Here is a 20,809-nt window from a genome sequence, read left to right as displayed (position 1 = left end):
CGCTTCCGAACCGACGAAGAAAAACGGCTCCGGCCGTTACCACCGACAATGAATATCGAGTTTCTCGGCGGGGCGCGCGAGGTGGGGCGGAGCGCGATTCTCGTCAACGACTCCCTCCTGCTCGATTACGGGATGCTGACCGGCAATCCGCCACAGTACCCCGTCGAGGACGTGGACCCCGATGCCGTCGTCGTCTCGCACGGCCATCTCGACCACGTCGGCATCCTCCCTTCCCTGCTCGCGGGCGACGACCGGCCGCCGATTCACTGGACGCCGCCGACGTACGAACTGACGCGCATCCTCGCGCGGGACACCCTGAAACTCCACGGCGGAAGCTACGACTGTCCGTTCACCGAGGCGGAACTGAAGCGACTGGCCCAGGTGTCCGAACTGCACGGCTACGAGGAGTCGTTCGAAGCCGCGGGCCACGAAATCACGTTTTTCAACGCGGGCCACATTCCGGGAAGCGCGCACGTTCTCATCGACGACGGGGACACCGAACTGCTCTACACCGCCGACTTCCACACCGGCGACCAGCGATTGCTGTCGGGCACGACCGCCCGCCCCGACGCGGACGTGGTAATCTGCGAGAGCACGTACTCCGACGTGGAGCGCGGTGAGCGGAAGACGACGGAACGGGAGTTCGCCGAAAGCGTGAAGACGACGGTGTGGGAGGGCGGAACCGTGGTCGTCCCGGCGTTCGCCATCGGCCGGACACAGGAGATACTGATGGTCTGTGAGGCCCACGACATCGACTGCTACGTGGACGGGATGGGAAAGCAAGTCACCAGAATGCTCCAACAGCAGTCCGTGTTCCTCCGCGACCCGGACGCCTTCCAGCGCGCCGTCTCGCACGCTCGATTCGTGACGGGGAGAAACGGCCAGCGAAAGCGAATCGCGCGGAAGAACACTGTCATCGTGACGACCTCGGGGATGCTTACCGGTGGTCCGGCGATGACGTACATCCCCGAAATCCGCGCCAATCCGGTCAACAAGATCACGATGACCGGCTATCAGGTCGAAGGAACGCCCGGCAGGGAACTGCTGGACCACGGCCGCGGCGAAATCGACGGCCGCGTCATGCCCGTCAGTGCGCAGGTCGAATCCTACGACTTCTCGGCTCACGCCGACCGGAACGGGTTGCTCGACTTCCTCGATTCGTATCGGGATTCGACGGTTCTCGTCAATCACGGCGACAGATGCGAGGCGTTCGCCGAGGAACTGCGGGACGACGGCTTCGATGCGAACGCGCCCGAACTCGGTAGCCGGTTCGAAATCGCCGATGATTCGACCTCCGCGACGCCTCGCAACAAATTCACGTGACGATTCACCGCTAAATCCCTAAATCGTGCGCGAGTGCCATTTCGACCACTTGCCGTTCGGTTCGGTCTCCCATCGCTGGTGGATTTTCGGCTGCCGCGACACTTCCGGCATGTCTTCGAGACCGAACACGACGAGGCGTTCGTCCGTCGTCCGTGTGACGGAGAGACCGGCGCATTTGACTCTCCCGAACCGCTCCCACAGCGACCAGTCGCCGTTCGGTGCCATCTGCGAGAGGTGGTGGAGGCGTTTTCCGGTAATGAACGCTTCGAGGCGGCCGTCGGCGTGTCGGCCGACGGCCAGCGATTTCGCCTTCGGGCGGTGGAACACCTGGAACCGCTCGGGATAGCTCAGTTCGCTCCATTCCTCCTCCCACTCGGTCTCCTCGAATCCGAGCTGTCGAAGGTAGAGCGGCGTCTCGTCGTCCCGGACGAGGAAGATTTCGAACTTCCCGTCGTTGTTCTCCGCGACGGCGAGCGAGTGACCGTTCGCCCGCCCGCGTCGATGCCAGTCGGCCCACTCGTCGCCGTCCAATTCGAGTTGCCAGCAGTGGTGAATTCCGAACAGGAACTCCTTTTCGGCCGCCGTCAGATCGGTCGCCTTGTCGTCGTAGCTGAGCAGGAAGGCGTGCAACCGTTCGTTCGCAGCCTGCTGGACGACGATTTCGTTCCCGGCTTGGTCGCCCAACTGTTCCCAGTCGGTCCACGTCGTATCGTTCGGCGACGTCTGTTTCGCGTGGAACGTCCCGCTCGCTGGTCCGGTGACGAAGACTTCGAGCCGTCGGTCGCCGTTGGGTGCGACGGCTATCGACTCGCCCGTGATCGGATCGTCGGAGAGCAGTCGCCAGCCGTCCCATTCGGTCGCGGCTTCATCGGTGCCCAGCGCTTCCCGTCGATTGTGATACGTTCCATCCGCCGGATCGGTGAGGAACACCTCGGGGCGTCCGTCCTCGTTGCGCCCGGCCGCTATCGCCTTTCCTTCGGCACCGACGAGTCGTTCCCAGTCGGTCCACTCCGTCTCCGACCCGGTCTGTCTGCTGGTGTACACCGTTTCGTCGATGAGGACGAACAGTTCGAGGTGGTCCCGTTCGTTGAGTGTTGTCGCTACTTTCATCGTTCGTAGTTACTCCGTCATCTCCGGCAGTCGCACGAGGTCCTCGGGGTTTTGCGAGGCGAATATCACGATAGAGCCCTCCTGTCGTTGTTTCTGTAGCAGTTGTTCGCCCATCTCGCGATCGAGGTCGGCGAAAATCTCTATCGCGGTGAGCATGTCGGGTTGTGGGACCCCTCGCTGAGCGGGATTCAGTCGGCCGGTCTTGGCTTCCTTTTCGGCAAGCATGACGCGAACGTACTCGACGAGGTCTATCGTGTCGTCCAACTGCTCGTGCCACGACGGTGGGTAGATACTGACGTTCCCCTCGACTCGATACAGGTTGTTGCCGGGCATCCACGTCTCCGAGTCCATTAGTCGCTCTTCGAGCAAGGCGTTCGTCCGATCCTTGTCGTAATCGAGCGCGTCGGCGTAGGCGTCGATCCGTTCCCGCGAAAGCCCGGGTTCTTCCCCGTGATGATGCCGTTCGAGATATCTGACGAAGTCGTCGATTTCGTACTCGCGGTCGCGCAGCGAGAGATCATCGACCAGACGGTTATCAACAACGACCATGACTATCCGTTCGACCGACAACTCGATAAAACTCTACAGAACCCTTCTGAGAATTCCGGAATAATCGCTATCGGTGACGTCGGATAACTGTACCCAACTGACGTCTAAAACGTGAGATGTGACGACGAACTCGGCATGTCGTCGTCATCGTCCTCCTCGATTCCCCCCTCGTGATCGAAGTCGCAGGTTCGGTCGGTCAGGTAGATCTCGCCGCCGTCCTCGGTGACGTCGACCGAGAGGAGCGTCGAACCCGACGCTTTGCCGTTGTCACAGTGGCCGGAACAGCCGTCGAACATCGACCCGTGTTTCGGACAGATGATGTCGCCGTCGCGCATCGCCGCCCCGAACCCTCGGTCGAGACGCTGGTCGGTTTCGTGCTGGCAGAAGTTCTTCCACGCGGCGATGCAGTCGCCACCGTTCACGAGAATCACTTCCTCCTGTGAGCCGTCGCGTTCGCGAACCGTGAACAGAAAGGAATCGTTTTCGGGGAGGTCCTCGACCGTCGTCAAGCGGTGGGCGTCGTCCGTCGCGTCCATACGGGCGTATCCGACGGATGGAAATTAAAGAATTCTATCGACTGACGATTACCGATCCACGATCATCGACTGACGGATTTCGACTGCGGGAAGTCGTATGCGACCCCCGTCAGTTCCTCGGAGGTGTCCCAGAGTCGCTCGGCGGTGCGTTCGTCGTAGGACTCGTCGCTGGACGGTTGGACGCTCGGGTGACCGCGCATGTTCATCAGGCCGTCCGGACCGATGTACTCTCCGCCCTCGATTTCCCCGGCGGTCGCACCGTACAGCATCGGGAGCGCGCCGCGTTCAGCGCTCTGTGCGAAGACGGCGTTCGCGACCCGCATCATCCACAGTCGAAGCAGGGAGCCTTCCCGCTCCGGGCCGCGTCGCTGGAGGTTCGTGCTCGCATAGCCGGGATGACAGGCGACGCTCGCCACGTCGTCGACCCCCGTGTCGTGGAGTTTGCGGTCGAGTTCGTAGGCGAACAGCACGTTCGCCAGTTTGCTCTGACCGTAGGCGTCCCACTTGTCGTACTCGCGTTCGCCCTGCAAGTCGTCGAAGTCGATGGTCCCCCGCTCGTGCACGCCACTACTCTGTGTCACGACCCGCGTCTCTCCCTCCGTTTCCAGCAGTGAATCGAGCAGGAGACCGGTCAGCGCGAAGTGGCCGAGGTGGTTGACACCGAACTGTAACTCGAAGCCGTCCGCGGTTTCCTCCCGCGGCACCGCCATCACGCCTGCGTTGTTACAGAGGATGTGCAGGTCGTCGTACTCCTCGCTGAAGTCGTCCACGAACTCCCGAATCAGCGCGAGGTCGGCGAGGTCAAGTTCCCGCACGTCGAGGTTTGCGTCCGGCAGTTCGGTCAAAATCTGCCCCTTGACCGTCATCGCGTGATCCGTCCGTCGGCAGGCCATGACGACGGTCGCCCCGTGGCGGGCGAGCGCCCGCGTCACCTCGTAGCCGAGGCCGCTGTTCGCGCCCGTGACGATGACGGTCTTTCCGGCCATGTCCGGCATGCTGTCTTGGGTCCACCCGGAATCGGTCATGAATCCGGTTACGGGCGCACGATACAGAAAAGCACCGCCCAACGGTTTCGAATTCCGTTACAATCCGCCCAGACCTACAACCCGCCCGCGCCGGTCGGCGCGTCGGGGAGGTCCGCCGGTTCCACCGGAATACCGAGTTCTTCCAGCGCGGCTTCGAGGTGTTCGCCCTTCGCGTACTCCGAACCGTCCTCCTCGCGCTTCCGCTGGGCGACGGCGAGGACTTCGGCGCGGCGGTCGTCCGGAATGTCGAACTTGTCCGTCGTCAGTTCGATGGTGAGGCCGTTGTGGTCGGAGGTGTATAGCGAGTAGAAGATGCTCCGGTCGAACTCGTTGTACCGGCGGCCGTGCGCTTCGAGTCGTTCGCGGACCTCCTCGATTCGCTCCGGATCGAACCGGAACGCGAGGTGGTGGACGGCACCGATGCCGGTCCGCTGTGGTGCGGGATTCGACTGGCGACCTTCCTCGACGAAAAACGTGATGATGCGGCCGTCGCCGCTGTCGAAGAACAGGTGCGTGACGTTCGGCGCGTCGAGGTTCGGTTGGCGGAGGACGAGCGGCATGCCGAGCACGTCCCGATAAAATTCGACCGTATCCTCCTCGTTGCTCCCGATGAGTGTGATGTGGTCGGTGCCGGTGAGCGGAACCGCGCCGTCCGGGCGCTCCGCCGTGATCGGAATATCGTCCGTGGAAGGTTCGTTGGACATCGTTCTCGTCTCGGAATAGGTTCCGAGCGGAGAAATACCCTCGCTGACGGTGGTGTCACCACATGGCATCGATGTCAGTGGCCAGAAAACCCGATCATTTCCCGCCGAACCGCTCGTCGTCCACCAGCGCCCTCAGTTCCGGGTCGAGTCGGTTGTACGCCTTGCGCCGCCCCTCGTCGTCCGCGCCGGACTTCCGGACGTAGGTCCGCTTCTCGATGTCGAAGACCGAGGACTCGTCCAGTCCCCGTTCGGCAACGAGCTTTTTGACCTTCTTCGTGTCGAACGACCGGGCTTCCTCCGGGTCGATACCCGCCGCTTCCAAGTGGTCCGCGACGACTTGCTCGTCCTTGAGATTCCGTCGCTTGTGGGTGGTCCGTTTCACCGCGCCGAAATCCGACTCGACTCGGCGGTCGTCCTGCACGACCTCCAGCAGTTTGTCCCGGACTTCCTTCCGCGCGTCGTCGGCGGAACTGCTCACGTCCGAAAGGAGCGTGTAAAGGTTCACCAGTCGGAAGGTGTCGAGTTCGTCCAACGAATCGACGTCGTACTCCTCGACGGCGTCGAACAGCACCAACACGTCCCTGACGAAATCGAGGTCGAGACCGAACTCGGGCGGGTCCTCCGCCGGAAGAGTGGGGGCGGGCGTCGATGCGGCAGATTCTCCGCTCGTATCTCCTGCTCCGTTACCAGTTGCCGTTGCCCCCCCTGACTCCGCGTGCTGTCGTCGCTTTTCGCTCATCACGAACTCGCGGGCACCGTCGTAGTCCAGCGCGTCCCACGAGTGGCCGTCGTCCGACGAACGACTGACGTGTGCCGCGACCGAGCGGATGGCGTCCTCGTACTCACACCCCTCGACCGGACAGGTCGTCGGGTCGTACTCGTCTTGCATGTGTCCTCTCTGTGTAGTATCGCGTTCGTCGTTTTCTTGAGCGTTCCGCTACAGTCGGTTTTCGACCGCTCCCCCGAGGCGGGAGAACAACAGCGCGCACCCGACGGCGAGGACGACCGCGGCGGTCGCCGTCGCAACCGGCGAGTGAAACGCGAGATCGACCCCCGTCGCGGCGTAGGCGACCCCGAGGATGACGGCGTCGTAGAAGACGAACCGCAGGAGCACCAACGCGGGTGTCACCTGCGGCCAGTCGATATCGATCCAATGGCCGCGGAACGTCCCGACCGAGAGACAGAGCGCGAGCCATCCGAAGAGGGCCGAAAACTTCAGCGGCCCGTTCGGTTCCGCGTCCATCAGGACGTAGAAGGCAGGCACGCAGAGAAACGTCACCTCCCCGACCGCGAAGAAGAAGCTCTCCGTCCACTCCTCGATGCCCTCCTTTTCCTCGCGGGTTCGAAGGCGGCGTTCCTCCGTCGCGTGGTCCGTACCGCGGCTCATCACGCCGAAATTTTCGGCGGCTTCGTACAAAAGGCTACGGTGGAACGTGGAACGATGTGCGGGATGCGAGGTTGCGGAGCAACCTCGATTGTGAGCGGTGAAATTGCCGAGCAACGCTCGGCAGTCAGTCGGACTTTGCCCGGCGAAACCCCGAGCAGGCGGGAGCGGTGCGGTATGGTGGGGTTCGGTAGTTGCAATCTCGGAAACTACATGCTTCGCACGTGGCGAACGGGTGAGGACATTCGCGGGTTTCCTCTCGGCAACCGTAATCGCAGAAAAATCAAAAACAAACCAAATGTCGTGGCGGTGTGTTTACCCGGCGTGAGCCAGTACCCCCGTGTATGGCTGATTTCGACACCACGGAGGAGGAGTGGCGCGAGGAACTGCTCGCTATGCGCGAGGAGAAAGACGACTTTTTCGACACGCATCCGCAATCGCCGATTCCGCCGGGAGAGCGCGACGACTTCGACGGCTTGTCGTACTTCGACCCGGACGCGGACTACCGCGTGACGGCGACGGTCGAGGCACACGACGACCCGGAACCCGTCGAACTGGAGACGACCGCGGGGCCGTCACAGCGCTACCTTCGGACCATGACGCTCCACTTCGAGGTGGACGACGAGGATGCGTCACTCGCAGTGTACCAACAGGAGGGGCAGGATTCGCTGTTCGTGCCGTTCCGGGACAAGACGACGGGCCAGCAGAGCTACGAAAACGGACGCTATCTCGAACTCCATCCCGACCGACGACTGTCGGACGGCGACGAGATAGTTCTCGACTTCAACGTGGCGTACTCCCCGTTCTGCGCCTACAGCGAGACGTTCTCCTGTCCGCTCCCCCCCCGAGGAGAACTGGCTCGACGTGCTGATTCCAGCCGGTGAGCAAACGTTGGACGGCCACTGAACTCCACCGGAAATTGGGGGGTCTCGAACCGCATTTTTCGATTCCAAAACCTTATCTCATATATTGATGGTTGTGTTTGGTTTTTCGATTTCTTTTTCTCTGTTGGGAAAACAAATATTCGCAATTCACGAATTTGGGTCGGAATTTGGAAAGCATATTTACGCGCTCGAATCGAAGCACTGGATGCCGACGACCAATCGTCGGCTGACAGCATGCCAAACTGTGACCACTGTGGCGCGCATGTCTCGGAACGATTTGCGCGCGTCTTCGCTGACGAATCCGGTTACATCCGCGCTTGCCCTGCTTGCTCGGCGAACGCAGGTATCGCCGAGGTGGCACGAGAGCGTGCGCAAAAAGTATAGCCCACTGTGGCGGCCCGGGCGGAATCGACAGGACGAAGAAGAACCACGCGAAGCCTGTCAGGTGTGACCGACCATTGGGTGTACGTCGTCGAATGCAGTGACGGCACTTTTTACACGGGGTACACGACCGACGTGACTCGCCGAGTCGCCGAACACGACGCCGGAAACGGGGCGAAATACACCCGCGGAAGAACTCCCGTCACGCTCCGCTACACCGAGCGATTCGACTCGAAATCCGCTGCGATGTCCCGCGAATATCGGATCAAGCAGTTCAGCCGTAGGCAGAAAGAGCGGTTGATAGAGTAGTTCGTAGAGTGGTTCGCCGTTCGTGATCGTTTTTCAGTCGTCAGCGGCGGCTTCGTCCGCCACCTCTTCGTCGGCCTCCGAGGAGGTCACGTTGGGGTCGAGGAAGGCGTATTTGGCCGCCTGCTCGCCCAGCTTTCGGACGCGCTCTTCCAAATCGCCGTCGACGAACTCTCCGTCGTCGAACTGCTCGTATGCGTTCCGAATACCGACCTGATGGGGGAGTACCCAGCCGTGGACGCCGCGGACCGTGATCCGCATGTGATCGAGCGTGCTTCCGTAGGAACCGCCACCGGCGACCGCGAGCAGGCCGACCGTGGTGTCCTCGAACTCGTCGAAGCTACAGTAGTCGTGGACGTTCCGGAACGCGGAGGTGTACGAGCCGTGGTAGACCGGACTGCCGATGATGACCGAGTCGGCTTCCCGGATCTTCCGCTTGATCTCGACGGCGTCTTCCGGTTCTTCCTCGTCCGGATCGAAGATGGGGAGGTCGTACTCGCGCGGGTCGATGAGTTCTGTCTCCGCGCCTTCCGCTTCCGCGGCATCGAGGACGTGTTTCAAGGCGGTTCGTGTGTGGCTGCCATCGCGCATGCTGCCGCATACCGCGATGACGTTCGGTGTCCGTTGCATTATCGGACATCTTGGAACCGAGAACGTTTAACCGGCGTGTTCCACTCCGATCGGGTTTCAGTTCGCATTCGTCTCGTGGGAACGAACTCGGGCGGAGCGTACGAGGTGATTTCCGAAAGCGCACTTTGGTTGCATGCTTGCCACTTCTGTGGCAAACTTCGACACGGTGGTTTTTTCGACATCCCCGATGACGAACGATGTATGGACACGCCGATTTCGTTCGGAACCGACGGTTGGCGCGCGACGCTCGACGAGTTCACCTCCCCGCGCGTGCAGATCGTCGGCCAAGCAGTCGCCGACTACCTCCGCGAGGTCGAAGACCGAGCGGGAGAAACGGTCGCGATCAGCTACGACGCCCGCGATACCTCACGCGGGTTCGCGGAAGACCTCTGTCGCGTCCTCGCCGCGAACGGGTTCGATGTACTCGTCGCCGAACGCGACACACCGACGCCGATCCTCGCGTGGACTTTGGTGGACCGCGACCTCGCGGGCGGCCTGATGATAACCGCGAGCCACAACCCGCCGGAGTACAACGGCGTGAAGTTCATCCCATCGGACGGCGCACCCGCCCTCCCCGAAGTCACCGACGAGATCATGGCCCGACTCGCTGAACCCGATCCCCTCCCCGAATCGGAGTACGGGTCCGTCAGCGAGGAGGACCTCGTCGAACCCTACGAAAAACACGCTTTCGACCTCGTGGACGCCGACTTCGACGGCCTCTCGGTCGTCTACGACGCCATGCACGGCAGCGGTCGGGGAATCACCGACCGACTCCTCGAAGACGCCGGTGCGAGTGTCGAACGACTCAACTGCGATCAGGACCCGGAATTCGGCGGCACACCCCCCGAACCGAGCGAGGAAAACCTCCAGGACCTCATCGAAGCGGTCGAGGACGGCGACGCGGACCTCGGTATCGCCAACGACGGAGACGCCGACAGAATCGCCATCGTGACGCCTGAACGCGGCTATCTGGACGAAAATCTCGTCTTCGCCGCGCTGTACGAGTATCTGCTCGAAGACGAATCGGGTCCCGCGGTGCGCTCCGTCTCGACCACCTTCCTCATCGACCGTATCGCCGAGGAACACGGCGAGGAAGTCCACGAGACGCCGGTCGGATTCAAGTGGCTCGCGGAGTCGATGGGTGAACACGACGCGCTCATCGGCGGCGAGGAGAGCGGCGGATTCACCATCCGCGGCCACGTCCGCGAGAAGGACGGCGTCCTCATGGCGCTCTTGACGGCCGCAGTCGCGCACGAACGTCCGTTCGACGACCGCGTGGACGACCTGCTCGCCGAGTTCGGCGAGATTCACCAGGGCAAGGTCAGCCTCGATTGCCCCGACGACGAAAAGGAACGCGTCCTCGACGACCTCGAAACCGAACTCCCCGACGAAGTCGCGGGCAAGGACGTGGCCGACATGGTGACGAAGGACGGCTTCAAAATCCTGCTCGCCGACGGTTCGTGGTTGCTCGTCCGGCCGAGCGGCACCGAACCGAAGATGCGAATCTACGCCGAGGGAGAAAGCGAGGACGCCGTGGCCGACCTGCTCGACGCGGGGAAGGAACTGGTCGCACCGTTGATCTGAATCGGTCGTTTCGATTTTTTAGCCGAACGTAAGCATGCCGCGTGGATTGAAATAGTAGACGGCGGCGAGCACCACGCCCAACGCTGCGGTGAGGAGGCCGAGCAGGTCTCCGATCGATCCGGTGAATCCGCTTGCGAAGACGTAGTACACCATCACCGCCGCGAACGCGACCCAGATGAGCGTGAGACGGCGTCGTTTCGTCTCGTCCATGTCCGGGCGTTGGCGAACTCGCCATATCAGTCTTCGCTTTCGAGCGTTCCCCACAACCGCTTTTCCTCGCTTCCCTCTCCATCCATCATCCGTTCCTCGATGTCGAACCCCAACGACTCGTAAAACGGTCGCACGTTCGGGTCACAGTCCGCGGTCAGCGTTCCGCACCGCTCGGCCGCGAACGCCACCAGTTCGCCGCCGATACCCTGTCCCCGCCGCGCCCGTCGCACCGCGATTGCATCGATGTGCGTGCCGTCCGCTCCCGGTTCTAGCACCGCCGCTCCGAGCACCCTGTCCTCCTCAACTGCTACCAGCACGTCCCCCGAATCGATTCCCCGTTCGACCTCCTCAGCATCGACTTCCAGCATCGCACCGTTCACGATTCGCATCACTGACAGGCGGTCCGCAGCGGTCGCGAGTCGAACCGTCATCCACCCTTTATCAGTCGCAGTATCTTCACGTGTTCCGCCTCCACGGGTTGGTCCTCCGGTACCGGCCGTCCGTCCACCATCACCGACACCTCATGCGGACTCAACCCCACGGCCGATACCAAATCGGCGTACACCTCGTCTTCCACGTCGAACTCGTGGCTTTCCTCGCCGACCACTTCGACCGTCACGTTCATTGGGTCCTCCTTGCGCTTCTCACGCCTTCAGCGTGTCGAAGCCGACGATACGACGTTCCGAGAACGCCCCCACCGCTCGATTGGTGCCCATCTCGTCGTCCTCCATCGGAGGTGGTTCGTCGCGGACCTGCTGACGGAAACCGGTCCGATAAAATGTGAGCTATTTACAACGATCCCCGTTCGTTTCGAGGACACGCAAACACCAATATTGCCGTCGATAGGGCCTCCGACATCAATATTTCGTACGCAGTCCGCTGATAAAGGGTGGGTGAGACGTGTCAGTCTGGACTACCAACCTTTATAAACCTTAAATACGTCATTTAAGTCGCGCTATGACCGACCCAAAGGAAACCATCAACATTGAAAACGTGGTCGCCTCGACGGGCATCGGGCAGGAACTCGACCTTCAAAGTGTCGCCATGGACTTGGAGGGCGCGGATTACGACCCAGAGCAGTTCCCCGGTCTCGTTTACCGTACGCAGAACCCGAAGTCTGCCGCACTCATCTTCCGCTCCGGTAAAATCGTCTGCACCGGTGCAAAGAGCACTGCCGACGTCCACGAGAGTCTCGAAATCGTCTTCGACAAGCTCCGAGAGCTGAACATTCAGGTGAACGACGACCCCGAAATCGTCGTCCAGAACATCGTTACGAGCGCGGACCTCGGACGCAACCTCAACCTCAACGCCATCGCCATCGGTCTCGGTCTGGAGAACATCGAGTACGAACCCGAGCAGTTCCCCGGCCTCGTCTACCGTCTCGACGAACCCGAAGTCGTCGCCCTGCTGTTCGGCTCCGGCAAACTCGTCATCACCGGCGGCAAGAAGCCCGAAGATGCGGAACAGGCAGTCGATAAAATCGTCTCGCGGCTCGAAGAACTCGGTCTGCTGGAATAATCTCTTTCGGTTTTCCCTTTCCCGCCTTTCACGGAGTGACATCGTCGGACTCTCCGACGAGAAAACATTTATCCTCACTTGATTAACTTGACAGTATGTCCCTCCCCCACCGTCTGGAACAGGTCGGCATCGTCGTCGGGAGCGTTATCATGCTTCCACTTCCATTCATCGCGCTTCTCGATTTGTTCATCGTTAGTCCCCACTGGGTCGGGACTTTCCTCGTCTGCATCCCCGGTCTTGTCGTTGGCGTACTCGTCGCGCTCGATCTGCTCCCGGTCTCCTACGGACAGGTCTGGCTGTTCTCGCTCGCTAGCTCCGTAGCGATCGGTGTTCTGTGGGCTGGCCTCGAAATCAGTCTCACGCCCGCCAACAGACCGACCGCGTTGGCGACGTGGGTTATCGCTTTAGCCATCGGCGCGTTCGTCGCGTGGGCGAAGCCACACTTGCAATTCCGACGGAACGGGGCGTAGATGGGTGAATTCACCGAAGAGATGGGGAAATTCGCCGATCTCTTCTGGTATTACGTCGGTGCTGGTGCGGTGTTTACCCCACTTCTCTTCATCGAATCCGGAGGTGGATACGATAGTTCGCTGTCCGACTTGCCGTTCGCAGCGACGATTTTGATGACGTGTCTTTGTCTGTACTACCGTCCGGAAAACCCGAAACGCGCCGCGCTGTTCGGTTGGTTGACACTCATCGGAGGGGGGATTGTCGGCTCGCTTACCGGGACCGAGAGCATTCAACCACTCGCCCCCACGCTCGCCAAATGGCTCGTCGGCATGCTGTTTGCGTTCGTCGTCGTGCGATTTGAGCTCGACAGAAAACTCCGCGCGGCGATTCCTCACCGCTCGTAGCGAACGAAATCGAACGCCTCGCGCTCCTCGCGCTCGACTTCTCGCCACTCCTCCGGGTCCCACTCGGGGAAGTACGTGTCCCCCTCGTAGGATTCGTGAATCTCCGTGAGGATCATCTCGTCCGCGTGCGGGAGGAACTGTTCGTACACCGCCGCGCCGCCGGTGATGTAGGCGACGTCGTCCAGTTCCTCGATTTCCACCATCGCTTCCTCCACGCCGTGGACGAGGACGACTTCCTCCGGGAGGTCCGGGTTCGACCGGCTCAACACGACGTTCGTTCGGCCCGGGAGCGGGCCATCCATCTGTGCCGCGATGCTCTCGTAGGTCGTCCGACCCATGACGACGGGGTGGCCCATCGTCGTCTCCTTGAAGTGCCGCATATCTTCCGAATAATGCCACGGCATGCCGCCGTCGCTGCCGATGACGCCGTTTTCGGCAATCGCGGCGATGAGGACGAGACGGGTCATTCGGCCACGCCGAATTTGAGGCCGGGGTGGGCGTCGTACTCTCGGAGCGTGATGTCCTCGTAGCTCAACTCGTCGATGGAATCCGCCGCGATGTCGATCTTCGGGCGTGATTTGGGCTCTCGCGAGAGTTGAGTCAGCAGGCCCGGAACGTGGTCGAGACGGTCGGTCTCTTCCTCCGGTGCCTCGGATTCGAGCCATTCCCGAATTTCCTCGTATTCGGACTTCTCGCTCACGTCGGCGAGGCGCGATTGCAGGGCAGGGAGGTTGTCACGGTACCACTCGCCGCGTTCGCCTTCGCCGCAGTAGATGTGTGCGTCCACGATGGTGTGCGAGAATTTCCCCACCTCGAATCCCGTCTGCTGGGCGAGCACGGTCGCCAAAATGGCGTACGCGGCGACGTTGAACGGGATTCCGAGTGCAACGTCACCCGAGCGCTGGGTGAGGTGCAGGTTCAGGGTACCGTCGCCCTGAACGTTGATGACGAAGGTGTAGTGACACGGTGGGAGCGTTGAAACGGCCGCGTTCGCCGGATGCCAAGCCGAAACGACGAACCGGCGCGAGTTCGGATTCTCGTTGAGACCGTCGATGACATACTGGATCTGGTCGAAGGTTCCGTCCTCGTTCATCCAGCGGTTGCCGTCCTCGGGCCACGATTCGCCTGGTAGCCCCTCCTCGGGGACCGGGAACCGTCGCCAAAACCGACCGTAGGCCGTGTCGAGATGCCCCTCCTCGTTCGACCATTCGTTCCAAATTCCCGTCTTCTCGCGGAGGTTCCGGACGTGCTCCTCGCCGGAGAGGTACCAGAGCAGTTCGTGGAGCATCGAGTCCCACCGAAAGCCGTCCATCTCTTTGGTGGTCAACAGCGGAAAGCCGTCGCGCAGGTCCACCTCGTAGTGCTGGCTGAACGTGGAAATCGTGTCCACGCCGGTTCGATTGGGCTTGTACGTCCCGTCCCGGAGTACGTCCTCGATGAGGTCGAGGTACTGCTTCATGGGTGGGTGTTCCTGCTCAATAATATATAAAACGACCCTCTCGATGTTCTTCTCTTCGAACGATATTATTCCGACAACACGACGATGTACCGCGTCAGCGACCGATGCACGCGCCGTTCGAACTCTCCTTCGACGGTCCATCCCGCCGCCCGCGCTTCGTCCGCCCACGAGCGGTCGCCGACGATGACGGTTCGAGAGGAAACCCGCTTCGCTTCGGCGAGCGCGCCAGCCACGAGGTCGTCGAGGTCGAGATTCGCTATCTTCGACTGCCTGCCGTAGGGTGCGTCGAACACCACGCCGTCGATGGAATCGTCGGCGAACGGCAGGTGTGTCGCGTCGCCGCGAACCGTCGCGGCGTCCGCGTCCGGTGCGTAGTGGTCGAGGTTCTCCGCCGCCCCACGGGCCATCTTCCACTGTGCATCGGCACCCAACGGTCGCGCGCCGACGAGCGCGGCCTCGATGAGGGTGCCACCCGTCCCGCACATCGGATCGAGAACCGTCGTTCCCTCCTTCGCTCCGACGATGTTCACCAGCGCGCGCGCAAGGAGGGGGTGCATGCTCCCCGGTTGGAAGAACGGTCGGTCGGTCGGTTTCCGGGTACCGTAGTCGCGCACGCTCTCGACTGCGGTCCACCCGAGCACACAACTGTCGTCGGAGAACGTCGCCCGCAGTTCGTGGTCGGGGTCGTCCAAGTCCACCGCGAATCCGCGGTCCACGAGTATCTGCCCCAATTCGCGCTCGACCTCCTGTGTGCTGATATCCTCCGTGTCACGGACCGTCCGCGCACGCACCGCGACAGTCCCCTCGCGGTCGATGGGTGCGGCCGAAAGCAACGCCTGCGCGCTCTCCACGTCGGCGTCCGTCGTCCCCACCAGTTCGTTCGCCCGATGGGTGTACGCGAGGTTTCGAACGCGCTCGGTGATCGTCGCCGCCCGCGCGAGTCCGGGCGCGACGAGTTCCACTCCGGTCGCCGCGCTCGCCGCTTCACACGCCGCGAATTCGTCGTCTTGTCCGCCGAGTTCCAGTACGTACACGATTGCGATTTCCTCCGGAGTCGTCCGGTTTCGTTCGAGGGGAACAGTGCTGTGCTCTTGGGAATTCCGAATCACGACGGGGACGAGAAGGTTCGCACTCGTGATCCCGAGCCAGTTCGGGTACAGTGACGACCACGTCTGATTCGATTACCGAGACCACAATCCGCACTTTCGAAGTCTCTCTCACAATCGTTCAAACTCCACATCGCGTCGCCACTCCCGATTGCACCCTTCGAAAAAATAACCGCGAAAACCGAACCGCGAACGCGAAAACCGACTTGCGGTGCGGATTACTCCTCTTCTTCCTCACCGAGGAGTCGCTCGACCATCGTTTCGGGGTCGAACTGCTCGATGTCGTCGTAGCCCTGTCCGGTTCCGAGGAACAGGATGGGCTTGCCCGTGACGTGGGAGATCGAGATCGCCGCGCCGCCCTTCGAGTCGGCGTCGGCTTTCGTCAGGATCGAGCCGTCGACCTCGGCGGCGTCGTCGAACTCCTTCGCGCGCTGGACCGCGTCCTGCCCGGCCACGGCCTCGTCCACGAAGAGGGTCATGTCGGGGTCCACGACGCGTCCGATCTTCGCCAACTGGTCCATCAACCCTTCGCTGGTGTGCAGGCGACCCGCGGTGTCGCCCAGCACGATGTCGATGTCGTGAGCGTCGGCGTACTCCACCGCGTCGTAGATGACGGCGGCGGGGTCGCCACCCTGCTCGTGCGCGATGAGTTTCTTGTCGAGTGCGTCCGCGTGCTCCTGGATCTGCTGGTTCGCACCGGCACGGTAGGTGTCACCGTTCGCCATCACCGAGGAGTAGCCGCGCTCCTCGAAGTAGCGGGCGAGTTTGGCGATGCTCGTCGTCTTCCCGACGCCGTTGACCCCGGTGAAGATGATGACGAGCGGTTTGTCGGCTTCCGCAACCCGCTGATCGAAGTCGAACTGCCCGACGCTGATGACCGACAGCAAGGAATCGCGCAGGGCTTGTTCGACGACGTCCCCCGTCTCGGCGCTGAACTTGCGCGTCGCGCCGACGAGGTCGTTCCGGATGTCTTCGAGCATCTCGCTGGCGACGCTCATCTCCACGTCGCTTTCGAGGAGCGCCATTTCCAGCTCCCAGAGCGGGTCCTCGACGTCCTGCTCCTCGATGATGATCTCACCGCGCGCGAACGACTTCGCCTTCTGGGCGAACCCGCCGCGGCCGTTGTCCGAACTCGATTCGGAGTCCGTCTCCGATTCCGCGCCGTCCTCGTCGGACGTCGCTGGCTCCGGTTCAGGCTCGGATTCGGGTTCCGGCTCGGATTCGATTTCCGGTTCGATTTCCGGCTCGGCTGTTTCCGCGGTTTCGGTTTCCGCTTCCGTTTCGACGGGTTCCGATTCGGCCGTTTCTTCGGCTGCCGCGGCATCTGCAGTCTCTGCGTCCGCCGCCTCAGCTTCTTCGGCCTTCTCCTCTGTCGTCTCTTCGACGTCCTTACGGAACCCGCTCAACTTATCCTTCAGACTGTCGAACATCGGCGGTTACTCGTCCTCGTCGTCCTGCTGTTGCTGCATCTGCTGCATCTGCTGTTGCATCTGCTGTTGTTGCATCTGCTGTGCTTTCTGCTCTAGCTGGTCGCTCTCGGCTTCGACTTCACCGATCTCCTCCTGCAGGTCCGCGATCTGCTCGTCGAGGAGGTCTTTCCGGCTCTTCAGGGACGCCACTGCGCCCTCCTGGTCTCGCTCCGCGGCGTAGCCGCCACCGAGTTCGACGATGACCTCGTCGATGTCCTCGACGCTCGCGCGGAGGTACGCGCCGCCGCCGAGCGGGACTTGGACGACCGAGTCGGTGTCGAGCGTTTCGACGGCTTCGATAGCCTCGTCGACCTCGCCCTTCTCGTCGCGCAGGTCCTCGACTTCTCCGTTCAGCTCCTCCTTCTCGGCTTCCAGCTGTTGGAGCTGCTGTTGCATCTGCTGCATCTCTTGATTGCCGCCGCCCATCATTGTGCTCCACTCTCCGTTCCGCGAGTAATCGTGCTCATGTCACCACGTGCGGGAGCGAGCGGGAAGAATGTTGCTAACTAGGTTGCAAAACACGATGGGCCGAAAATCAGTCGATATAGCCCAGCGCGTCCTCGATACGGCCGAGTTCCGGTCCGGTCGTCTCCTCTCCGACGACGTAGCCGTGGGCATTGGCGAGAAGCCCGGACCCGACGAGCGGCCCACCGTAGTTGATGGTGCCGATGTCCGCCGGGACGCCGAGCACGTCCTCGATGGTATCGAGTTCGTCGTCGGTCGCTTTCGGGTGACAGAGGACGCCTCGATTCGTGGCGACGCCTGCCGTTCCGACCGTTTGAACGCCCGCAATCGTCCCTCGTTCGACGGGAACGTCCAACCCGTCGGAGACGGCTTGAACTGCTTCCCGCGAGAGGTCCGGGTGGACGTATGCGCCCGTGTCGTTCACGAGCACGACGTTTCCGGCGGCGTTGATACGCCCCGGGAACTTCGTGAGTGGAACGTCGACCACTGCTTCGATTCGTTCGCGCTCGTGGTCAGTGAGACGGTTGCTGACGAGCAGCCCGTTCTCGTTGCCTGCGACCAGCGCGCCGACGGTGGACGACCCACCGAGCGTCGTGCCGATGGCATCGACTTCCAACTCCGTTTCGAGGGAGTCGACGAGGTCATCGTCCAAATCCGGTCGGACGAGGAGATACTCGTCAGTCACACGAGCGAAGACGCCAACGTACGCCGAGCCGTTGAACGCGGTACGAAGCACCGCTCTACTCTTCGTATTCCGCCTCAACGACGGATTCGCCCTCTTCCTCGAAGCGGGCAGCGTGAACTCGAAGCTTTCGTGGCGGGTTCTTCTGACCGCGCGCCCAGATCGCCTCGTTGATGGAGGGGTCGAGGCGAACCTCGTCCTCGTCCACCTTGAAGTGCTGGGCGAGATGCCCGCGCACCAGTTTCATCGCTTTGTTCGCTCGTTTGTGCTTTGCCTCTGCCGTCACGTCTCGGAGCGGAACCGTCACGACTCGCTCCTCGAAATCACTTGCGCTCATTATTCGTCAGTGTCGCTACGCCGCCAGCTGCGGCGCTTCGGGTTTCGCATTACGTCTCGGTCCGTCTTCATGATGACCCACGCCGGGATGCGGCTGTTCTGCCGTTCCAGCTTGGACAGGCGTTTCTTCTTGGCCTTCGATTTCTTGCCCATAGTGGTTGCCACTTTTCCGCCGTCGCATAAAATCTTGTTCCTTTCAAACGGCTTCACAGGGTGAACGCCGCGACGGTCGAATACTCCGGCCCGTCCGACGTCAACTCGCTCTCGGTCAGTCGAATCTCCCTGACTTCCATTCTCCCCACAGTCGGGTCGAGTTCCCGCACGTTCCGCTGGACGAGTTCCTTGCCGCCCGCGTGTTGCATTCTTGCGATGGTGACGTGCGGAACGAACTCGTTGTCGTCGGGCGAAAACCCGAGGTCGTAGAGACGGGATTCGACGGCGTCGTGGACGAGACTCGTCTCCTCTCCCCCGTCGTCGAGGCCGAGCCAGACGACGGAGATGTAGTCGAGACTGGGAAAGACTCCCAAGCCGCTAATCTCCGCGTCGAAGGGGCCGAAGTCGATGTCATCCTCGACGGCGGTTTCGAGCGCGTCCTCGATGGCAGGGACGCGGTCCTCGTCCACGTCGCCGAGAAACGAGAGCGTCAGGTGTGCTTGCGTGGGGTCGGTGAAGGTGAGACCCCCGGCGTCTCGGAACTGCTCTTGCACGCCCTCGACACCCTCCCAGAGGTCGTCCGGCAGGTCGATGCTCACGAACAGTCGCATACGAAACCCTTCGTTCCCCGTCGGCTTGAAGATTGACGCCCCCCGATACGTTCCGACGACATCGACTCCAAACCAAATAGAAAAAGGGTTTAAACCGCCGGAAAGCCAAACACTCCCTAACGATGGTGCTCGATAATCTCGGCAGTTCTCTTCGCGGCTCACTCGACAAACTGAGTGGGAAGTCACGCGTCAGCGAGGACGACGTCGAGGAAATCGTCAAGGAAATTCAGCGTTCCCTCCTGCAGGCTGACGTCGACGTCAGCCTCGTGATGGACCTCTCGTCGTCCATCAAGGACCGCGCTGTGAACGAAGAACCGCCGGGCGGGACGACGGCCCGTGACCATGTCCTCAGTATCGTCTACGAGGAACTCGTCGGCCTCGTCGGCGAGAGTACGGAAATCCCGCTCGAAAACCAGACCATTCTCCTCGCCGGTTTGCAGGGGTCGGGGAAGACGACCACCTCCGCCAAGATGGCGTGGTGGTTCTCGAAGAAGGGACTTCGCCCCGCAGTCATCCAGACCGACACCTTCCGGCCCGGTGCGTACGACCAGGCGAAGGAGATGTGTTCCCGCGCCGAGGTCGATTTCTACGGCGACCCGGACAACGAGGACCCCGTAGATATCGCGCGGAAGGGACTGGAGGAGACGGCGGACGCCGACATCCACATCGTGGACACGGCCGGTCGCCACGCGCTCGAAGACGACCTCATCGCCGAAATCGAGGAGATCGAGTCGGTCGCCGACCCCGACCGAAACCTGCTCGTGCTCGACGCCGCAATCGGGCAGGGCGCGAAGGACCAAGCCCAACAGTTCGACGAATCCATCGGCATCGACGGCGTCGTCATCACGAAACTCGACGGTACTGCGAAAGGTGGTGGCGCGTTGACGGCAGTCAACGAGACTGATTCGTCCATCGCCTTCCTCGGGTCCGGTGAGACGGTCCAGGACGTCGAGCGGTTCGAGCCGAACGGTTTCATCTCCCGCCTGCTCGGCATGGGCGACCTGAAACAGCTCACCGAGCGCGTCCAGCGGGCGATGACGGAGACCGAAGAGGAGGAGGACTGGGACCCCGAAGACATGATGAAGGGGCAGTTCACCCTCAACGACATGCGCCATCAGATGAACGCGATGAACAAGATGGGGCCGCTCGAACAGGTCATGGACATGATCCCCGGCTTCGGCGGTGGGATCATGGACGAACTGCCGGACGACGCGATGGACGTGACGAAGGACCGGATGCGGAGTTTCGAGGTCATCATGGACTCGATGACCGACAAGGAACTCGAAAACCCGCGGTCCATCGGCGCGAGTCAGATTCGACGCATCGCTCGCGGGAGCGGACAGGACGAGGAACGCATCCGCGAACTGCTCCAACAGCACAAGATGATGGCCCAGACCCTGAAACAGTTCCAGGGCATGGGACAGGGCGGCGACATGGAGCGCATGATGAAGAAGATGCAGGGCGGCGGCGGTGGCGGTGGTGGCGGTATGGGCGGCATGGGTCCGTTCGGGTGAATGGTCTCCGCGATCC

At 61.9% G+C, this 20,809-nt stretch carries 27 protein-coding genes and 1 pseudogene; 8 read left to right on the top strand and 20 right to left on the bottom strand.

Annotation, left to right across the window (positions count from 1 at the left end):
* Positions 1 to 48: 48 nt before the first annotated feature.
* A complete protein-coding gene (locus NKF25_RS22540; RefSeq protein ID WP_253228875.1) occupies positions 49 to 1,323 on the top strand; it encodes an MBL fold metallo-hydrolase in 1,275 nt (424 codons plus the stop codon).
* An 18-nt stretch (positions 1,324 to 1,341) separates the two neighbouring features.
* Here NKF25_RS22540 and NKF25_RS22535 read toward each other — a convergent pair whose 3' ends face one another.
* From NKF25_RS22535 to NKF25_RS22505, 7 genes are all read right to left on the bottom strand, one after another.
* On the bottom strand, positions 1,342 to 2,433 hold the full coding sequence (locus NKF25_RS22535) for a hypothetical protein (RefSeq protein WP_253228874.1): 1,092 nt from the start codon (positions 2,431 to 2,433) through the stop codon (positions 1,342 to 1,344).
* 9 nt (positions 2,434 to 2,442) lie between these two features.
* Positions 2,443 to 2,982, bottom strand: coding sequence for a hypothetical protein (locus NKF25_RS22530; protein ID WP_253228873.1), 540 nt, complete (start codon positions 2,980 to 2,982; stop codon positions 2,443 to 2,445).
* Between the two features lie 104 nt (positions 2,983 to 3,086).
* Positions 3,087 to 3,518, bottom strand: a complete 432-nt coding sequence (locus tag NKF25_RS22525) for a Rieske 2Fe-2S domain-containing protein (RefSeq protein WP_253228872.1) — start codon at positions 3,516 to 3,518, stop codon at positions 3,087 to 3,089.
* Positions 3,519 to 3,580: 62 nt separating this feature from the next.
* Positions 3,581 to 4,543, bottom strand: coding sequence for an oxidoreductase (locus NKF25_RS22520; RefSeq protein ID WP_253228871.1), 963 nt, complete (start codon positions 4,541 to 4,543; stop codon positions 3,581 to 3,583).
* Between the two features lie 74 nt (positions 4,544 to 4,617).
* Positions 4,618 to 5,247: a VOC family protein gene (locus NKF25_RS22515; RefSeq protein ID WP_253228870.1), complete on the bottom strand. Its 630-nt coding sequence runs from the start codon at positions 5,245 to 5,247 to the stop codon at positions 4,618 to 4,620.
* A gap of 94 nt (positions 5,248 to 5,341) precedes the next feature.
* Positions 5,342 to 6,136, bottom strand: a complete 795-nt coding sequence (locus tag NKF25_RS22510; RefSeq protein ID WP_253228869.1) for a hypothetical protein — start codon at positions 6,134 to 6,136, stop codon at positions 5,342 to 5,344.
* Between the two features lie 48 nt (positions 6,137 to 6,184).
* Positions 6,185 to 6,634: a hypothetical protein gene (locus tag NKF25_RS22505; RefSeq protein ID WP_253228868.1), complete on the bottom strand. Its 450-nt coding sequence runs from the start codon at positions 6,632 to 6,634 to the stop codon at positions 6,185 to 6,187.
* A 341-nt stretch (positions 6,635 to 6,975) separates the two neighbouring features.
* On the opposite strand from NKF25_RS22505, the pseudogene NKF25_RS22500 reads away from it, so the two are divergent.
* A pseudogene (locus NKF25_RS22500) lies at positions 6,976 to 7,537 on the top strand (DUF1684 domain-containing protein).
* Positions 7,538 to 7,962: 425 nt separating this feature from the next.
* On the top strand, positions 7,963 to 8,205 hold the full coding sequence (locus NKF25_RS22495; protein WP_253228867.1) for a GIY-YIG nuclease family protein: 243 nt from the start codon (positions 7,963 to 7,965) through the stop codon (positions 8,203 to 8,205).
* Positions 8,206 to 8,238: 33 nt separating this feature from the next.
* On the opposite strand, the gene NKF25_RS22490 is transcribed toward NKF25_RS22495, so the two are convergent.
* Positions 8,239 to 8,832, bottom strand: a complete 594-nt coding sequence (locus tag NKF25_RS22490) for an NADPH-dependent FMN reductase (protein WP_253228866.1) — start codon at positions 8,830 to 8,832, stop codon at positions 8,239 to 8,241.
* Between the two features lie 201 nt (positions 8,833 to 9,033).
* Here NKF25_RS22490 and NKF25_RS22485 point away from each other — a divergent pair, with 201 nt between their 5' ends.
* Positions 9,034 to 10,416 carry a phosphoglucomutase/phosphomannomutase family protein gene (locus NKF25_RS22485; RefSeq protein WP_253228865.1) on the top strand — a complete coding sequence of 461 codons (1,383 nt, stop codon included), beginning with the start codon at positions 9,034 to 9,036 and terminating at the stop codon, positions 10,414 to 10,416.
* Positions 10,417 to 10,434: 18 nt separating this feature from the next.
* Here the strand turns inward: NKF25_RS22485 and NKF25_RS22480 are convergent, their stop codons facing one another.
* Genes NKF25_RS22480 through NKF25_RS22470 form a run of 3 tightly spaced genes read right to left on the bottom strand, consistent with a single transcriptional unit; the run spans position 10,435 to position 11,251 of the window.
* Positions 10,435 to 10,626 carry a hypothetical protein gene (locus NKF25_RS22480; protein ID WP_253228864.1) on the bottom strand — a complete coding sequence of 64 codons (192 nt, stop codon included), beginning with the start codon at positions 10,624 to 10,626 and terminating at the stop codon, positions 10,435 to 10,437.
* A 26-nt stretch (positions 10,627 to 10,652) separates the two neighbouring features.
* The gene (locus NKF25_RS22475) at positions 10,653 to 11,057 is read right to left on the bottom strand and encodes a GNAT family N-acetyltransferase (RefSeq protein ID WP_253228863.1); all 405 of its coding nucleotides are present in this window, start codon (positions 11,055 to 11,057) and stop codon (positions 10,653 to 10,655) included.
* Entirely contained in the window at positions 11,054 to 11,251 is a 198-nt protein-coding gene (locus NKF25_RS22470) for a ubiquitin-like small modifier protein 2 (RefSeq protein WP_066144835.1), read from the bottom strand. The genes NKF25_RS22475 and NKF25_RS22470 overlap by 4 nt, the downstream gene beginning before the upstream one ends.
* 332 nt (positions 11,252 to 11,583) lie before the next feature.
* Between NKF25_RS22470 and NKF25_RS22465 the strand changes: the two genes are divergently transcribed.
* The 3 genes from NKF25_RS22465 (at position 11,584) to NKF25_RS22455 (ending at position 12,998) form a co-directional block, all read left to right on the top strand.
* Positions 11,584 to 12,144, top strand: coding sequence for a TATA-box-binding protein (locus NKF25_RS22465; RefSeq protein ID WP_007976369.1), 561 nt, complete (start codon positions 11,584 to 11,586; stop codon positions 12,142 to 12,144).
* A 95-nt stretch (positions 12,145 to 12,239) separates the two neighbouring features.
* Positions 12,240 to 12,614: a hypothetical protein gene (locus NKF25_RS22460; protein WP_253228862.1), complete on the top strand. Its 375-nt coding sequence runs from the start codon at positions 12,240 to 12,242 to the stop codon at positions 12,612 to 12,614.
* Positions 12,615 to 12,998 carry a hypothetical protein gene (locus NKF25_RS22455; protein ID WP_253228861.1) on the top strand — a complete coding sequence of 128 codons (384 nt, stop codon included), beginning with the start codon at positions 12,615 to 12,617 and terminating at the stop codon, positions 12,996 to 12,998.
* Here NKF25_RS22455 and NKF25_RS22450 read toward each other — a convergent pair.
* From NKF25_RS22450 to thpR, 9 genes are all read right to left on the bottom strand, one after another.
* Positions 12,986 to 13,465, bottom strand: coding sequence for a dihydrofolate reductase (locus NKF25_RS22450; RefSeq protein WP_253228860.1), 480 nt, complete (start codon positions 13,463 to 13,465; stop codon positions 12,986 to 12,988). The genes NKF25_RS22455 and NKF25_RS22450 overlap by 13 nt on opposite strands.
* Entirely contained in the window at positions 13,462 to 14,457 is a 996-nt protein-coding gene (thyA, locus tag NKF25_RS22445) for a thymidylate synthase (protein WP_253228859.1), read from the bottom strand. Before thyA ends, NKF25_RS22450 begins: the two co-directional genes overlap by 4 nt.
* A 65-nt stretch (positions 14,458 to 14,522) precedes the next feature.
* Positions 14,523 to 15,491, bottom strand: coding sequence for a methyltransferase domain-containing protein (locus NKF25_RS22440; protein ID WP_253228858.1), 969 nt, complete (start codon positions 15,489 to 15,491; stop codon positions 14,523 to 14,525).
* A 290-nt stretch (positions 15,492 to 15,781) separates the two neighbouring features.
* A complete protein-coding gene (ftsY, locus tag NKF25_RS22435) occupies positions 15,782 to 16,993 on the bottom strand; it encodes a signal recognition particle-docking protein FtsY (RefSeq protein WP_253228857.1) in 1,212 nt (403 codons plus the stop codon).
* A gap of 6 nt (positions 16,994 to 16,999) precedes the next feature.
* Positions 17,000 to 17,461: a prefoldin subunit alpha gene (gene pfdA / locus NKF25_RS22430; protein WP_253228856.1), complete on the bottom strand. Its 462-nt coding sequence runs from the start codon at positions 17,459 to 17,461 to the stop codon at positions 17,000 to 17,002.
* A 106-nt stretch (positions 17,462 to 17,567) separates the two neighbouring features.
* Positions 17,568 to 18,233: a translation initiation factor IF-6 gene (locus NKF25_RS22425; protein ID WP_253228855.1), complete on the bottom strand. Its 666-nt coding sequence runs from the start codon at positions 18,231 to 18,233 to the stop codon at positions 17,568 to 17,570.
* A gap of 4 nt (positions 18,234 to 18,237) precedes the next feature.
* Entirely contained in the window at positions 18,238 to 18,516 is a 279-nt protein-coding gene (locus NKF25_RS22420) for a 50S ribosomal protein L31e (RefSeq protein WP_066144824.1), read from the bottom strand.
* Positions 18,516 to 18,668 carry a 50S ribosomal protein L39e gene (locus NKF25_RS22415; protein WP_066145272.1) on the bottom strand — a complete coding sequence of 51 codons (153 nt, stop codon included), beginning with the start codon at positions 18,666 to 18,668 and terminating at the stop codon, positions 18,516 to 18,518. The genes NKF25_RS22420 and NKF25_RS22415 overlap by 1 nt, the downstream gene beginning before the upstream one ends.
* Before the next feature lie 53 nt (positions 18,669 to 18,721).
* Positions 18,722 to 19,279: an RNA 2',3'-cyclic phosphodiesterase gene (gene thpR, locus NKF25_RS22410; protein WP_253228854.1), complete on the bottom strand. Its 558-nt coding sequence runs from the start codon at positions 19,277 to 19,279 to the stop codon at positions 18,722 to 18,724.
* A gap of 122 nt (positions 19,280 to 19,401) precedes the next feature.
* Here thpR and NKF25_RS22405 point away from each other — a divergent pair, with 122 nt between their 5' ends.
* Positions 19,402 to 20,793 carry a signal recognition particle protein Srp54 gene (locus NKF25_RS22405; RefSeq protein WP_253228853.1) on the top strand — a complete coding sequence of 464 codons (1,392 nt, stop codon included), beginning with the start codon at positions 19,402 to 19,404 and terminating at the stop codon, positions 20,791 to 20,793.
* The last annotated feature ends 16 nt before the right edge of the window (positions 20,794 to 20,809 follow it).

The sequence above is a fragment of the Haladaptatus sp. AB643 genome (assembly GCF_024136975.1).
In the GTDB taxonomy this organism is placed as follows: Archaea; Halobacteriota; Halobacteria; order Halobacteriales; family Haladaptataceae; genus Haladaptatus.
This window is presented reverse-complemented; position numbering and strand designations above follow the sequence as displayed.